This window comes from Isosphaeraceae bacterium EP7 (assembly GCA_038400315.1).
In the GTDB taxonomy this organism is placed as follows: domain Bacteria; phylum Planctomycetota; class Planctomycetia; order Isosphaerales; family Isosphaeraceae; genus EP7.
The window spans coordinates 3,194,142-3,207,764 of sequence record CP151667.1 but is presented as its reverse complement, the minus strand read 5'-3'; the positions used below and the strand labels follow the sequence as shown (position 1 = coordinate 3,207,764).

Sequence of the window (13,623 nt, the reverse complement as noted above, 5' to 3'; positions counted from 1 at the left end):
CATGCCCATCTTCGACCAGGGATATCAGCACTGGGACGGCGCACGCACCGGCCAGGGCCTGCGCTGGCTGGCCATCACCCGCCAGGGCGTGCGCACCCAGTGGCGCAACAAGCCGGTGCGTTACGCGCTCTTCAGCGCCCTGATGCTCTCGCTGGTGCTGGCCGCGGCCCTGGTGCTCTGGGGCCTGTTCGAGCAGAAATCGAGCCTGATCACGCCGCTGCTGGCGTTGCTGGGCGACGGCCTGCCGGAGGAGCTGAAGGCGGGCCCTCGGGCCTTCCGGGCGACGATCTGGACGCTGGCGTTCGACGCTTTCTTCCGGATGCAGATGTTCTTCTCGATGATCCTGGTCCTCCTGGTCGGCCCCGACCTGATCAGCCAGGACCTCCGGTTCAACGCGATCCCGCTCTACCTCTCGCGGCCGATCCGCAGATATGAGTACTTCCTGGGCAAGTTCGGCGTCATCGCCGTCTACATCGGCGCGGTCACCGCGTTGCCCGTGCTGGTGGCCTACCTGCTCGGCCTGGCCTTCAGCCTCGACCTGGCCGTGATCCGGGACACGGGTCCGCTGCTGCTGGCGAGCCTGGGCTTCTGCCTGGTGATGATCGCCTCGGCCGGCACGCTGATGCTGGCCATCTCGTCGCTGTCCCGCAACTCGCGGTCGGTCGGGGCCATCTGGATGGCGATCTGGATCGGGGGTGGCATCGCGGCCGACGCGATCCACCAGACCGCCAAGGTCGAATGGGCGCCTCTGGTCTCCTACGGCAACAACCTGGGCCGGGTGCGCGAGGCCCTCATCCGGGCCGAGCCAGAGCGAGACAAGCTGACGGCCCTGTTCCGGGCCGGGCAGCAAGCCGCCACCCAGGCGGCCGCCCCCAGGATGGGCCTCTTCGGCCGCCGTCGCAGGCCCCCGCCCTCGCCGGTTTTCGTCGAGGAGCCTCGACCCTTTGACGCCGACTCGCCGACGGCGGCGGTCCCTTGGACCTGGTCGGCCGGCGTGCTGGCGGGGCTCTTCGGGCTCTCGGCGCTGACCCTCTCGTCGCGAGTGAAGGGCCTGGATCGCCTCAAATGAACATGAACGCCACCACCCACCCGACGCCCCTCGCCGACGCCGCCCCGGCCGCCGGAGAGGCCCCGATCGTCGAGTTCCGCAACGCCTCGAAGTGGTACGGCAACGTCATCGGCGTGAACAACTTGACGCTGGCGATCGCACCCGGCGTCACCGGGCTGCTCGGCCCCAACGGCGCGGGCAAGAGCACCGCGCTTCAACTGGCCACCGGGCAGCTGAAGCCCAGCCAGGGCGAGGTGCTTGTGCTGGGCCAGCGGGCCTGGAACAACCCGGCGCTCAACCGCAGGGTCGGCCTCTGCCCCGAGCAGGATGCCTTCTATGAGTGGATGAGCGGGCGTGAATTCGTCGCCACCTGCGCCGGCCTGGGCGGCATGCTCCGAAAGCAGGCCAGGCAGGCCGCCGACCGCGCCCTGGAGCGGGTCCGGATGACCGAGCACGCCGGCCGGGCCATCCGGGGCTACTCCAAGGGGATGAGGCAGCGGACCAAGATCGCTCAGGCGATCGTTCACGATCCCGAGGTCCTCTTCCTCGACGAGCCCCTCACCGGCACCGACCCCGTCGCCAGGCGCGACCTCATGGACATCATCCTCGAGATCGGCGAGGGCGGCCGGGGCGTCGTGATCTCCAGTCATGTCTTGCATGAGATCCAGTCCGTCACCCGAGAAATCGTGCTCCTGAACCACGGTCGCCTGGTCGCCGAGGGCCAGGTCCGCCAGATCCGCGACCTGATCGACACCCACCCCCACCGGATCGTCCTCAAGTCCGCCGACCGCCGCGCCCTGGCCGCCGAGCTCGTCCGGTTCGACGACGTCGTGGGCGTCGAGCTGAGGCGCGACGACGGCACGATCCTGGTCGAGACTCGCTCCCCCGACCGCTTCTACGGCCGCCTGGCCGAGCTCTCGATGCGGGCCGAGTCGCCGATCGAGGAGGTCTACTCCGATGACGACAACCTCGAGGCCGTCTTCCGCTACCTGGTGAGCCCCACCAAATGATCGACGCGACCCTCGACACCCCGATGCCCATCTCCAAACCCGGCACCCCCCCGGCGTTCTCGTACACGGCGGCGTTCATCGCCCTGGTGCGGCTGAGCCTGGCCCGCCACCTCCGCGGCAAGCGCCCGCTGGTGCTGGGGCTCCTGTTCCTGCTGCCGGCCGGGATCGTGGCCCTGGCCCGATCCCGGGGGAACGACTCCTCCGCGGCCGACCTCGAGTTCGCCACCCTCTACAACATCATCCCCCATGCCCTGGCCCCCCTGGCGGCCCTGATCTACGCCTCGGGCATGATCCGCGACGAGTCCGAGGATCAGACCCTCACCTATCTGCTGATGCGGCCGCTGCCGCGCTGGGCGATCTACCTCGGCAAGCTGGCCGCGACCCTCGGCATCGTGGCCGCCATGACCGCCTTCTCGGTGGCCGCCACCCTCGTCGCGGTCCACTGGGGCGAGCCGACCTACTGGTGGCCCACCTTCCCGGTCCAGGCCGCGTCGGTCTCCGGTGTGTTGGCCCTGGCGGTCACCGCCTACGTCTGCCTCTTCGGCATGGCCGGGATGTTCCTCAAGCGAGTCCTGGTGGTAGGGGTCGCCTACCTGAGCATCTTCGAAGGGGTGATCGCCAACATCCCGTTCGTCGTCCGCCAGGCGACCATCAACTACCACTTCCGGGTCCTCTGCGCCCGCTGGCTCGACGTCACCTACCGCCAGTGGGCCATCGACCTCAGCGAAGCCCCCACCGCCACCACAAGCTTGCTGGCGCTCTTGACCGTCTCCGCCATCGCCACAACCATCGCCGCCGCCTCGATGACCTGGCGTGAGATGCGGGTGAAGACCCCCGAGGGGAACTGAACCCGATGCTCTTTTGGTCTCCCACTTAGGGCGAATCCCGGGATCGATTTTAACCCCGACATTGCCCTGCAAAAATTGGCGTTTGCTTGCCCGAAGTTGTTTCTCGCCAAGAAATTATTTCATTGGGTTCGTTTCGTAGAGTTCATTTTTTCGTCGAGCATCGAGTCGCCCTAAGTTAATCTCAGTCCCGAGCAAGATCTCGACGTGCGGATCCCTTAGGTGGCTGACTTAGAAGTCACCTGGCCCCTTCCTCTGCGAGCAAATTTCCAAAGAACGCGATCCCCGGACGCGGTGGTCTCTTCATCAAACCGGCCACATCGCAAGATCGCTCATAACAATAATCGTAACTTTGGCCAGATCCCTCCCTACGATTTGGCTGACATTGCGGATTTTTTCGAACTTTCGCCTTTTCGGACCGCCGATGTTGCGAAAAAGCAGCATAGCAAGTCCGAGGGGACTTTTTTTCAGATCCAAGCGATTCGCCTGATGCGATCCGAAGTCCTGCTTCCATGTTTGTATGAACGGTCGAGCTGGCCTACAATCGTGCGGCGCAAGAAAGGCAGGGTCAGCGGGTTTTCCTGCTGTCAGGGTGGATCGCATGCATCACGAATCTGCTCTCCGACGTCCGGTGCAGGTGAAATTGTCCCTGCCAAATCGTCGGTTGAAGTCGCGGACAGGGTCCCGAAAATTCGGGCCTCACGGCCTCTCCTGGAAAAGGTTTTCAGCGAGATGCTGCGAGAACCGGCCGAGATTTACCGTCCTCTGCTGGAGGATGACCCGCATGCGTTACGAGGCCGTCCCCAAGTCCGGCGGTGACGATGTCGAGGATTTGCTATCGCGGGGCGACCTGACGGAACTTCGCCTCCTCGCCCTCTCGATGTCCCTGCACTCAGAGAATCCCGAGGAGGCCGAGGGCATCTGCCTTCGATTGGCCAGCCATGGGGACGCCATCACCCGGGGCAACTCGGTTCTTGGGCTCGGGCATGTCGCGCGAATCCACCGTAATTTGACGGAGTGTGTCGCGAGGCCAGTGATCGAGTCTGCACTCAGAGATTCTGATGAGTGGGTCAGGGGACAGGCGACGTCCGCTGCGGATGATATCGAGCAATTCCTGGGATGGAAGCTCGACCGGCCGTGAACGCTTACCCCCAAATGTTTCGTCGCCGGAGGACGGGGCGACGAGCCGTCGAGTATAACGCTTGCAAAGCATGATCAATCTTCATGTGGGTGGAGAGTCGTGCTTGACTCGGGCCAATTCGGCTGTTCACATGAGCCACAAATCGGTCGTCGGAGCGGCTGAGGTCGACGTCTCACGCGCCGCCCGAGAATCTCGGACGGCGGAAGGATTGATCATGGCACCGCGATCTCTCTTCACCGCGATTCTCGCCGCCTGCGCGGCCGTGCTGCCCCCGCAGGCACGCGCCGACGAGCCGCTGACCCAGGAGGCCGCACACGCCATCGGCGTCGATGCCTATCTCTACTTCTACCCGCTCATCACGATGGACATCACGCGCAAGCAGTCGGTGAACATCGAGCCCGGCAAGGAGTTCGGCAAGGGGCCGATGAATTTGTTCGTGAGCGTCCCGGCCTATCCGCCCGCCGATTTGAAGGTGGTCGTGCGAATCAACTTCGACACGCTCTACTCCATCGCCTGGCTCGACCTGACCGAGGAGGCCCAGGTGGTCTCCGCGCCTGACACGGATGGAAGATTCTATCTCTTGCCGATGCTCGACATGTGGTCCGACGTCTTCGCGTCGCCGGGCTGGCGGACGACCGGCACCAAGGCGGGCCATTTCCTCGTCACGCCGCCCGGATGGAGCGGGACGGTGCCCGAGGGGTTCACTCGCCTGGCGGCCCCGACCCCTTACATCTGGGTGATCGGCCGCACCAAGACGGATGGGGAGGCTGACTACCCGACGGTTCACAAGATCCAGGCGGGCTACAAGGTCACGCCGCTCTCACGTTGGGGCAAGGCGCCCGAGCCTCTGACGGTGAAGATCGACCCGACCTTGGACATGAAGACGCCGCCGAAGACCCAGGTCGACACCATGTCCGCCGAGAGATACTTCGCCTACGCGGCCGAACTCCTCAAGCTGCACCCCCCGCACAGCACCGATCAGCCGATCCTCGAGGAAATGACTCGGATCGGCATCGAGCCCGGCAAGAGTTTCGACTTCGCCAAGCTCGATCCCGTCATTCGGAAGGCGCTGGAAAGCGCGCCCGAGGAGGCCCAGCGGCTCATGGCCTGGAAGGTGCCGACGCTCGCCCGGGTCGTGAATGGCTGGTCCATGAATACCGATACGATGGGGGTTTATGAAAACTACTACCTGAAGCGTGCCATCGTCGCCCGGATGGGCCTCGGTGCCAACTTGCCCGAGGACGCAATCTATCCCCTGAATCTCGCCGACGACACCGGCAAGCCGCTCGACGGCGCCAATCAATACATCCTCCACTTCGACAAGGGGGCCACCCCGCCCGTGAACGCCTTCTGGTCGATCACGCTCTACGACAGCGAGGGCTTCCAGGTGGCGAACGTGCTCAACCGCTTCGCCGTCAGCAGCTACATGCCGTTCAAAACCAACGCCGATGGGTCGCTCGACCTCTACTTCCAGAACGAGAGCCCCGGCAAGGGCAAGGAAGCCAACTGGCTGCCCGCCCCCAAGGGCCCCTTCAACATCTGCATGCGTCTCTATGGCCCGAAATCCGACGCCCTCACCGGGAAATGGAGCCCGCCTCCGGTGGTCCGAACTCAGTCAGTCCACGGTCTCAGTGCCCAATAGTCTAGGGAAGCTCACCCTCGGCCAGCAGCAAGGCCCGGAGTTCAAGACGCCTCGTCTCATTCATGCCGAGGACCGAGACCGTCGTCCGGCCGAGGGGAGTCAGGCCGATGAGTCAATTGGTGCGGAAGGCGAAGTGGTCGGCCCAGGCGTGACGGCGGGGGTTGAAGAGGTGGACGAGCTGGCCACTTTCGGGGTCGATGCCGCTCGGGTTCGGGCCTTTGAATGCGTTGCAGCGGGAACAGGCGAGGGCGAAGTTTTCGTGATCGTCGTTCGCGCCGTGCTGCTTCGCGACGATGTGCTCGATGTGATGCGGCAAATCAACGTGCTCCTGGCGAAGCAGGCAGTATTCGCATCGGCCTCCGGCTCGAACGCACGCGTCTCCGCATCCATCGTCAGACGCCGCTCGACGATGCGAGGAGACGCTTTGCCTTCAGCTTCAGGATGGAGATGATGTCGATGTAACTCTTGTATTCGTCAAGTTCTTCGTCGCTGAGAAGCCCCTCGTTTGCCTTTTCACCGAGGGCCTCAAAGCGGGCCTGCGCCTCACCATCGATCTTCAACTCGACGACGCGACGAGCCGCCTCGGCGTTGAGGCAGCCGCTCAACTGGTCGAGCATCTTGTCCATGGCCCTGACGGCGGCGGTCGTGTTTCCCATAGTTTTCGAACTCTACCAGAATCGTTCGGCACCTGCGACCGTCGTGCGATGCCTGGGACGTATCACCTTATCTTGCGTTGAAGCAACCGGGCGCGGGACGGCCGAGATCGGGGGTGGCTGGTTTGATTGCCCATCCCCGATCTCGGCCTTGAGTGTCAAGTGATCGAACTCGGTCGGCTCACGGGCGTCGGATCTCTGCTCCGCTTGATTTCGAGCCGCTCAGGGCCGGATCGCCCGAGTATTCCAGCTTGGATCCGGACGAGATGTGATACATCAGGCTTGCCTGGACGTTGAGCGAGGCCTTCGAGGAGCCCGAAAGCTTGACCACGGCCGCGCCGACGACCAGATCCGCGAGCTTGAGCCGGCTGTTGCCGGATGCCATGAGGTTGGCGGATTTCGCCGCTCCCTTGAGGGCGACCTGGCTCGACGCGCTGGCGAGCAGGTTCAGGGTCTCGGCGTCGATGGAGAAGCCGGCGGCGTTGAGTTCGCTCGAACCGTCGAGCTTGATTTTTGCGTCCTTGGCGGTGCCGTGGAGCGTGGCGCGGCTCGACCCTCCGAGGGCGAGCTCGATGTCTGCCGCGTCCAGGGTCGCGTCCAGATCGCTCGAGCCGGAGAGCTTGGCGCGGAAGGGGCGGCCGGCCTGGGTCGCGAGCGTGATTTTGGAGGAGCCGGCGGCATCGAGATCGCATTGGGTCAGGCGGAATCCGGCCAGCAGAAGCCGGCTCGATCCCCCGACCGAGAGGCGGGCGACCTCGGCGGATCCGGCCAGTGTGACCTTGCTGGAGCCTCGGATCTGGAACTCCGCGTTCTTGAGGTCAATCGACCCGTCAAGCGTGCTGGATCCGTCGAGCTTCAGCTTGAAATCCCCCTCGGATCGGAACCCGTCGATCGACGCCCTGGACGAGCCGTCCAAGTCTAGGCCGTCGATGGCGGGGAGTTCGATCCTGACCTTCAGGGGCTCTTTCGGGTGATAACCTTGTCCCGATTTCATGCCGACCTTCAGCCTCTTCCCATCCTTGACGATCTGGATGAACTCGACCAGGTTGTCATCGGATGTGGTGATGACCTTGAATGCGTCGCCTTTGACGATTTCTGCCTTGAACGTGGAACCGATCGTCACCTCGGTGAAATCGGCCAGTTCCCAATCTTTTGTGGCGGAGTGCCCCGAGCCGACGATGGGGGCGATCGCGTTCCGGTTCTCCTCCTTGGCGGCCGGGCCCGCTCCATTCACGAAGTTGCGGATCGCGGGCGGCAGCAGGTCGCGGAAATTGCCAGGCGATGCGCCCAGGACGAGGGCGAGGAGCGCGGCCGAGGCCAGGATGGCGGTCGTGGCGAACTTACGCTTCGGGCGGACCCGGGCGGGTGGGGGGACGATCGGGGGTTGAACGGTTCGTTTCGAGGGACGTTGCAGGTCGGCGAGCCCGCGCCTGAGGACGTCGGCGACCTCTGCGGCGGACGAAAATCGCCCGGCGGGCTGCTTGGCGAGCAGGCGGTCGACGGCCTCGGCCAGCCAGCCGGGGATGTCGGGATTGACCTCGTCGAGGGGCCTGTGGGGGTCGTCGCAGACCCGACGGAGGACGGCCGGGGTGGAGTCGGCCCGGAAAGGCGGGTGGCCGGCGCCCATGAAGTAGAGCACGCCGCCGAGGCTGAAGAGGTCGGAGCGGTGGTCGGCCGGCTCGCCTCGTGCCTGTTCTGGGGACATATACTGGGGCGTGCCCGAGATCACGCCGCTCTGCGTGACGCTGGCGTCGTCGACGGCCCGGGCCAGGCCGAAGTCGGACAGCTTGACGCGCTCGACCCCTTCTCCGAGGAGGATGTTCGACGGCTTGACGTCGCGATGGATGATCCCCTGGTCGTGGGCCGCCGCCAGCCCGAGCGCCGCCTGCATGCCGATTCGCAGGATTTCCTTCAACGAGAGCGGGCCGGCGCCGTCGACCCGCTTCTGGAGCGAGGGGCCGGCGACGCAGGGCATGACCAGGTAGGGGAGCCCGTTCCAGGAGTCGACGGAGTGGATGGCGACGACGTTCTCGTGGACGACCGCGGCGGCGGCCTTGGCCTCGCGGGCGAACCGGCCCCGGGCCGACGCATTGGCGGCGAGGTGGGGTGAGAGGACCTTGATGGCAACGAGGCGGCCAAGGGACGGGTCGGTCGCCTTCATCACGATGCCGAAACCGCCTCGCCCCAGCACGCCAACCACGTCATACACGCCCAGCCTGCCGATGGAGCCGGGGCCGGCCGGGGGGGCGAGGAAGCCGAGGTCTTCGGCGTCCTGCGGCCTCCTCGGATGTCCGTCGGTCGTCTCGGTCAGATGGGCTCGGTTTACCGCCCGCGCGGGGCCGAAGTCGGGGGCCATCTCGCGGAGGTCGGCCCAGAGGCGGCTTCCCGCGGCGAGTCGTTCCAGGGTCTTCCGGCAGTTCTCGCACTGGTCGAGGTGGGCGGCGAGGTGGGCGTTTTCGGGCTCGGGCAGGCGGTCGTCCAGGAACGAGCTGAGCCTCGATTCGCTGCATTCGCCCGGGATCAGTCGCGATCTCATCGATCGGTCTCCAGGAAGTCCTCGGCCGATGTCCAGCCGAACTGCTCGATCTCGCGCCTGAGCCGGACGACGGCCCGGCTCTTGTATTGATAGACCGTGCCCAGGGTCATCCCCAGGGCCTCGGCCACGTCCCTGGGCGGCTGCCCTTCGACCCCGGTAAGCCAGAACGCCCGCCAGGCCAGCTCCGAGAATTCGCGCCGGACCCGGCCCGCCGCCCAGGCGAGCAGCCTTCGCCGGTGCTCGACGTCGAAGTCGGCCGAGTCCTCCGCGGACGGTTCGGGAACTTGATCCAGCATGTCTTGCACGCCGGTGTCGCCGGACCCCTGGGGGTGTCGGCGGCGTGCGTTCAGGAGGTTGATGATCAGGTTGCGGGCGATCTGCGACAGCCAGCCCCGGAACGAGCCCCGGCCCGGGTCTGGGTCGAACCGGTCGATGGCCCGGGCCACGGCGCGGAAGACGTCCTGGACGAGGTCCTGCGCATCGGCCTCCTGGAGCCCCCGCCGCCGAGCCAACTGATGGACCAGGGGGCCGTAAATCTCGGTGAACTCGGCCCAGGCCCGCTCGTCAGCGGGGTTTCTCAGGCGGATCAGGAGGCTCGGTCGTGTGCTTGGTGCTTCGTCCATCGCTCGATCCTCCCAGGTGATACACAGGCCCCGAGAGGCGGCTTGAATAGAAATTCCGCGAGACGATCAAGGGCGGTTCCAGGTCGTTCGATCGGCGTGAGCCGTGATTGGACGGGAAATCTCGGCGGGGCGTGAATACCGGGCTCCGGGGCCGAAGCCGGAATTTTCGTTCAAGTCGACGCCGGACTGGTGTGGAGTGTTGCGTGGGGGCGTCACGGCCGGGGCCGGCCCCCGCGAAGATCCAGGGTACGACCGATCGAGGCGCCGCGACGGCCGATTCCGGCCCGCGCGACCTCGATCCATCGGGGGTGAACTTCATGGGCATCGATGCTGGCTCTCGTTCCATCGGCGGCAGGTTTGCCGTGTTTCTCGCGCTGGCGACCCTGATCGCACCGGGCCGCTCGTTCGGCCACAACGGGGCAGTCGCCGTGGCGTACCCGGCACGCGGGATCGTCGTCGACGGCAACCTTTCCGACTGGCCCGCGGGCCTGAAGGCGCAGCCCATCGCGCGGGTGGAGGACGGCGACACGCTCAAGGGCGAGGCCGACCTGGCCGCCACGTTCCGCATCGCCTACGACGCGCAAGAGCACGCAATCTATGTCGCCGTGGAAGTGAAAGACGACTCGGTCATCGCGGACGGGCCCGGCAAGCCGACCTGGAACAGCCAGGATAGCTGCGAGTTGTTCCTCGATGCGACCCATGCCGCGACCGGCCCTCGGCTCATCCAGTATGCCCGGTACGGGAAGGAGAACATGGTCGTCGGGCCCCCGGAGGTCACCGACAAGACGATGAAGGTGACCGTGGTCCGCGCCGATTCACGGATTGTGTACGAGTGGCGAATCGAGGTGGCCGTCGATCTCAGTCCCGAGCGGACGATCGGCTTCGACGTCTCGGTTGCGGATAAAGACGAGGACGGCTCGTTCTCGTGGCTCTCCTGGGGGACCGGGACGCAGAAGCTCGACCAGCCCGACCGGTGCGGCGAAGTCCTGCTCGTCGGGCCCGACACGAAATTCGGCGAGATCTCCGGCCGGATTTCATGGGAGGAAGCGTCGGCCTCGGCACTCCCCTCCCACGTGCTGGCCCGGTCGACCCGGTTTCCGCATCTCGCGGTCGAGGGCATCGTCGACCCGTCCGGGGCTTACAAGGCGTCGGACGTTCCCATTGGTTCTTTTGTCATTCGGCCGGTCGACTCGGCGGACGTCCGAGTGAAGACGGACGCGAGCGTCGCGATCGAAGTCGAGGAGGGCAAGGTCGCTGAGGTGCCCCCGCTGCACGTCACGCCCGTGCCCTGGCCCGGCCTCATCGGCGAGGAAGGGGTGCTCCGCGGCTCCGAGCCCTTCAATGCCGAGGAGCTCGATCGTGTGATGTCGGCCTACCTGGATTATTACTCCGTGCCCGGGATCTCGGTCGCCGTCATCAAGGATTCGAAGATCGTTTACCATCGGGGGTTCGGCGTCAAGAACGCGGCGAGCGCCGAGCCGGTCGCGGATGACACGGTGTTCGAGGCGGCGTCGATGACGAAGCCCGTCTTCGCCTACATCGTGATGCGACTGGTGGACCGGGGCGTTCTCGACCTCGACACGCCGCTGCATACGTATCTGCCTTACGAGGATATCGCCCACGACGACCGCTACAAGCTCATCACGGCCCGGATGGTCCTGACCCACCGGACCGGGTTCCCGAACTGGCGGACAGGCAAGCTCGACATCAAGTTCACCCCGGGCACCGAGGTCTCCTACTCGGGCGAGGGATTCGTCTATCTCGGCAAGGTCGTCGAGAAGCTCACCGGCCGCACGCTGGTCGACCTCTGCCGCGAGGACGTCTTCACGCCGCTGGGCATCGAGCACGCCTCGCTCATCTGGACCGACGACGTGGCGCGGATGACCGCGACCGGCCACGGCGGCAGGTCGCCGCTGTCGAAAGGGAAGCCCGACCAGCCGAACATGGCGGCGAGCCTGCATGTCTCCGCCGGGGAATATGCCAAGTTCCTGATCGCCGTGGTCCAGGGCAAAGGGCTGGAAGAAGCGACCTCGAAGGAGATGCTCCGCCCCCAGGTGAAGGTCCCGGATCGCGTGAATTCGTCGTGGGGCCTGGGTGTCGCGATCGAGGAGACGCCGCAAGGGGTCCATTACGGGCACGGGGGGAGGAACACGGGGTTCACCAGCAAGTCGGTGATGGATCGAGAGAAGGGCATCGGTTACGTCTTCCTCGTGAACAACGACGACGCTCAGAAGTTCGACAACATCTTGAACGCTTACCTGTTGGCCGGCAAGGGAGCGTTGAAGGCCATCGGCGCCGCGGTCCACAAGGTGGCCAAGGTTGATCCAAAACTCTACGACGCCTACATCGGCCGCTATGAGATGGGCAAGCATGAGATCCTGACGATCACCCGCGATGGGGATCGGCTCATGGCCCAGGCGACCGACGAGGGCAAGACCGAGGTCTTCCCGGAGTCGGAGACCTCGTTCTTCCTCAAGCCGACCGCCGACGATCTGGTCACGTTCGTGAAGGATGAACGGGGCGAGGTCACGCACATCATCTTGCGCCATGATGGGGCCGAGAAGACGGCGAAGAGGCTCGACGACGGCGCGAAGTAAGCTTGAAAAGGGGGGGCGGCCGACGTTCGAGCGGCCGCCCCTCGATCGACGGATCAGAGCTGGAGCATGAAGGCGACGAGGTCGGCCTTCTCCTGGGCGTTCAGCTTCAATTCGAGGATCAGGTTGAAGAACTCGACGGTGTCTTCCAGCGTGAGCAAGCGGCCGTCGTGGAGGTAAGGGGGAGACTCCTTGATGCCTCGCAGGGGGAACGACTTGATGGGCCCCTGGCTGGTGGCGACGAGGCCGTTGATGGTCTGGGTCTTGTAGAAGCGGTCGACCTTCAGGTCGTGCATCAGGTTGTCGGTGTAGTAGGGGGCGGGGTGGCAGGTCGCGCACTGGGCCTTGCCGCTGAAGAGTGTCTGGCCTCGCATCTCCGGGGAATCGGCCCCAAATTTGGCGGGGTCGAGCTTGCCGAAGACGTTCAGGTCCGGCGCGGGCGGGAAGTCGAGCAGCTCCTGCACTTCGGACATGAAGTGGACCTGGCTGCCCCGCTCCAGGGGATTCACCCCCTTGGCCGCCGCGGAGACGTGGTCGCCGTCGAAGTAGGCCCCGCGCTGCTCGAACTCGGTGAAGTCCTCAATCGTCTTCAGGGCCCTCTGGGAGCCGAAGAGTCGCTGGATGTTCACGCCTCGGAGGCTGGTTGTGTCGATCCGCCGGCGGTGCGACTGCGGGCGGATGTCGCCGGCGAGGTGGGTCGCGGCCGAGGTGTGGCCGTTGACGTGGCAGTCGAAGCAGGAGACCCCCTGCATGCCGAGCGGGCTCTCGGTCTTGCGGTCGGCCGTGGCGTTGAACTGCTGCTGCGGGAACTGCGTCACCAGGAGCCGCAGCCCCTCCAGGTCCTTGGCGTTGAGGATCCCGGCGAAGATCTCCTGGAAGTTCTCGACGGTCACGACCTTCCCCTGGGAGACGTCGCCCAGGTCGGTGCGGGAGGTCAGGAACATGGCTGGCGGGAACTCGGGGAGGAAGTGGTCGGGCAGGTCGAAGTCGAGGTCGAACCGCTCCAGCCGAGGCAACGCCTTGATCTCGACCTGCGAGAACAGCATGCCGCCCACCTCATGCTTGGGGTGCGGCAGGGGGAGGAAGCCCGCGGGAAACAGGCCCTTCTCGCGGATCTCGGCCGAGGGCATCGCGGCGAGCTGGTCCCAGGTCAGGCCCTGCGGAAGCCTGGCGGCCGGGCCGACCTGGATCGGCTTGCCGCGTGTCATCTTGGAGGTTTGATGGGGCTTCGATGCGAGGTCGTATCGGGCCTTCAGAAGGTCCTGCTGGCGGGCCATCACGGCCGCCTTGTCGGCCTTGTCCTTGGCCATCCGATCTTTGAACGCCTCCTTGCCCAGCAGCACGGGGGCGATCTGGTCGTAGCTGGAAGGGGCTTGCGCCCTGGCGATTGGCGGCGAAATGGTTGCGAAGAGCACTGCGGCCGGCAGGAGAAGGACGGCGAGGTCGGAACGTCGAATTTGAGACATAATGATGATGCGCATGGGTGGAAGCTCGCGGTGGCGGGCGGCCACGGCGTCGACCTCGGGGGACG

General features: G+C 65.5%; 11 protein-coding genes. 5 read left to right on the top strand and 6 right to left on the bottom strand.

The genetic code is table 11. From position 1 onward, the window contains the following. Position 1: 1 nt before the first annotated feature. Genes EP7_RS12390 through EP7_RS12380 form a run of 3 tightly spaced genes read left to right on the top strand, consistent with a single transcriptional unit; the run spans position 2 to position 2,906 of the window. Entirely contained in the window at positions 2-1,069 is a 1,068-nt protein-coding gene (locus EP7_RS12390; protein WP_463528161.1) for an ABC transporter permease, read from the top strand. Further along, positions 1,066-2,058: an ABC transporter ATP-binding protein gene (locus tag EP7_RS12385; RefSeq protein WP_463528160.1), complete on the top strand. Its 993-nt coding sequence runs from the start codon at positions 1,066-1,068 to the stop codon at positions 2,056-2,058. The genes EP7_RS12390 and EP7_RS12385 overlap by 4 nt, the downstream gene beginning before the upstream one ends. Next, complete coding sequence (locus EP7_RS12380) at positions 2,055-2,906, top strand: ABC transporter permease (protein WP_463528159.1); 852 nt, start codon at positions 2,055-2,057, stop codon at positions 2,904-2,906. Before EP7_RS12385 ends, EP7_RS12380 begins: the two co-directional genes overlap by 4 nt. A gap of 303 nt (positions 2,907-3,209) precedes the next feature. Here the strand turns inward: EP7_RS12380 and EP7_RS12375 are convergent, their stop codons facing one another. Beyond that, entirely contained in the window at positions 3,210-3,506 is a 297-nt protein-coding gene (locus EP7_RS12375; RefSeq protein WP_463528158.1) for a hypothetical protein, read from the bottom strand. Between the two features lie 752 nt (positions 3,507-4,258). Here EP7_RS12375 and EP7_RS12370 point away from each other — a divergent pair. Next, positions 4,259-5,686 carry a DUF1254 domain-containing protein gene (locus EP7_RS12370; protein WP_463528157.1) on the top strand — a complete coding sequence of 476 codons (1,428 nt, stop codon included), beginning with the start codon at positions 4,259-4,261 and terminating at the stop codon, positions 5,684-5,686. A 112-nt stretch (positions 5,687-5,798) separates the two neighbouring features. Here EP7_RS12370 and EP7_RS12365 read toward each other — a convergent pair whose 3' ends face one another. The 4 genes from EP7_RS12365 to EP7_RS12350 all read right to left on the bottom strand — a co-directional run bounded on the left by EP7_RS12365 (position 5,799) and on the right by EP7_RS12350 (position 9,498). After that, a complete protein-coding gene (locus tag EP7_RS12365) occupies positions 5,799-6,026 on the bottom strand; it encodes an HNH endonuclease (RefSeq protein ID WP_463528412.1) in 228 nt (75 codons plus the stop codon). Between the two features lie 52 nt (positions 6,027-6,078). After that, positions 6,079-6,312, bottom strand: coding sequence for a hypothetical protein (locus tag EP7_RS12360; RefSeq protein ID WP_463528156.1), 234 nt, complete (start codon positions 6,310-6,312; stop codon positions 6,079-6,081). 208 nt (positions 6,313-6,520) lie between these two features. Continuing rightward, positions 6,521-8,875: a GIN domain-containing protein gene (locus EP7_RS12355; RefSeq protein ID WP_463528155.1), complete on the bottom strand. Its 2,355-nt coding sequence runs from the start codon at positions 8,873-8,875 to the stop codon at positions 6,521-6,523. After that, positions 8,872-9,498, bottom strand: coding sequence for an RNA polymerase sigma factor (locus EP7_RS12350; protein WP_463528154.1), 627 nt, complete (start codon positions 9,496-9,498; stop codon positions 8,872-8,874). The genes EP7_RS12355 and EP7_RS12350 overlap by 4 nt, the downstream gene beginning before the upstream one ends. A gap of 317 nt (positions 9,499-9,815) precedes the next feature. On the opposite strand from EP7_RS12350, the gene EP7_RS12345 reads away from it, so the two are divergent. Then, a complete protein-coding gene (locus EP7_RS12345) occupies positions 9,816-12,095 on the top strand; it encodes a serine hydrolase (protein WP_463528153.1) in 2,280 nt (759 codons plus the stop codon). Positions 12,096-12,148: 53 nt separating this feature from the next. Here EP7_RS12345 and EP7_RS12340 read toward each other — a convergent pair whose 3' ends face one another. Then, a complete protein-coding gene (locus EP7_RS12340; protein WP_463528152.1) occupies positions 12,149-13,573 on the bottom strand; it encodes a cytochrome B6 in 1,425 nt (474 codons plus the stop codon). Between the last annotated feature and the right edge of the window lie 50 nt (positions 13,574-13,623).

Bases quoted from the DNA above. Each gene is read 5' to 3' on its own strand.
- EP7_RS12390 (WP_463528161.1), top strand. From the start codon at position 2: ATGCCCATCTTCGACCAGGGATATCAGCACTGGGACGGCGCACGCACC.
- EP7_RS12385 (WP_463528160.1), top strand. From the start codon at position 1,066: ATGAACATGAACGCCACCACCCACCCGACGCCCCTCGCCGACGCCGCC.
- EP7_RS12380 (WP_463528159.1), top strand. From the start codon at position 2,055: ATGATCGACGCGACCCTCGACACCCCGATGCCCATCTCCAAACCCGGC.
- EP7_RS12375 (WP_463528158.1), bottom strand. From the start codon at position 3,506: ATGCGATCCACCCTGACAGCAGGAAAACCCGCTGACCCTGCCTTTCTT.
- EP7_RS12370 (WP_463528157.1), top strand. From the start codon at position 4,259: ATGGCACCGCGATCTCTCTTCACCGCGATTCTCGCCGCCTGCGCGGCC.
- EP7_RS12360 (WP_463528156.1), bottom strand. From the start codon at position 6,312: ATGGACAAGATGCTCGACCAGTTGAGCGGCTGCCTCAACGCCGAGGCG.
- EP7_RS12355 (WP_463528155.1), bottom strand. From the start codon at position 8,875: ATGAGATCGCGACTGATCCCGGGCGAATGCAGCGAATCGAGGCTCAGC.
- EP7_RS12350 (WP_463528154.1), bottom strand. From the start codon at position 9,498: ATGGACGAAGCACCAAGCACACGACCGAGCCTCCTGATCCGCCTGAGA.
- EP7_RS12345 (WP_463528153.1), top strand. From the start codon at position 9,816: ATGGGCATCGATGCTGGCTCTCGTTCCATCGGCGGCAGGTTTGCCGTG.
- EP7_RS12340 (WP_463528152.1), bottom strand. From the start codon at position 13,573: ATGCGCATCATCATTATGTCTCAAATTCGACGTTCCGACCTCGCCGTC.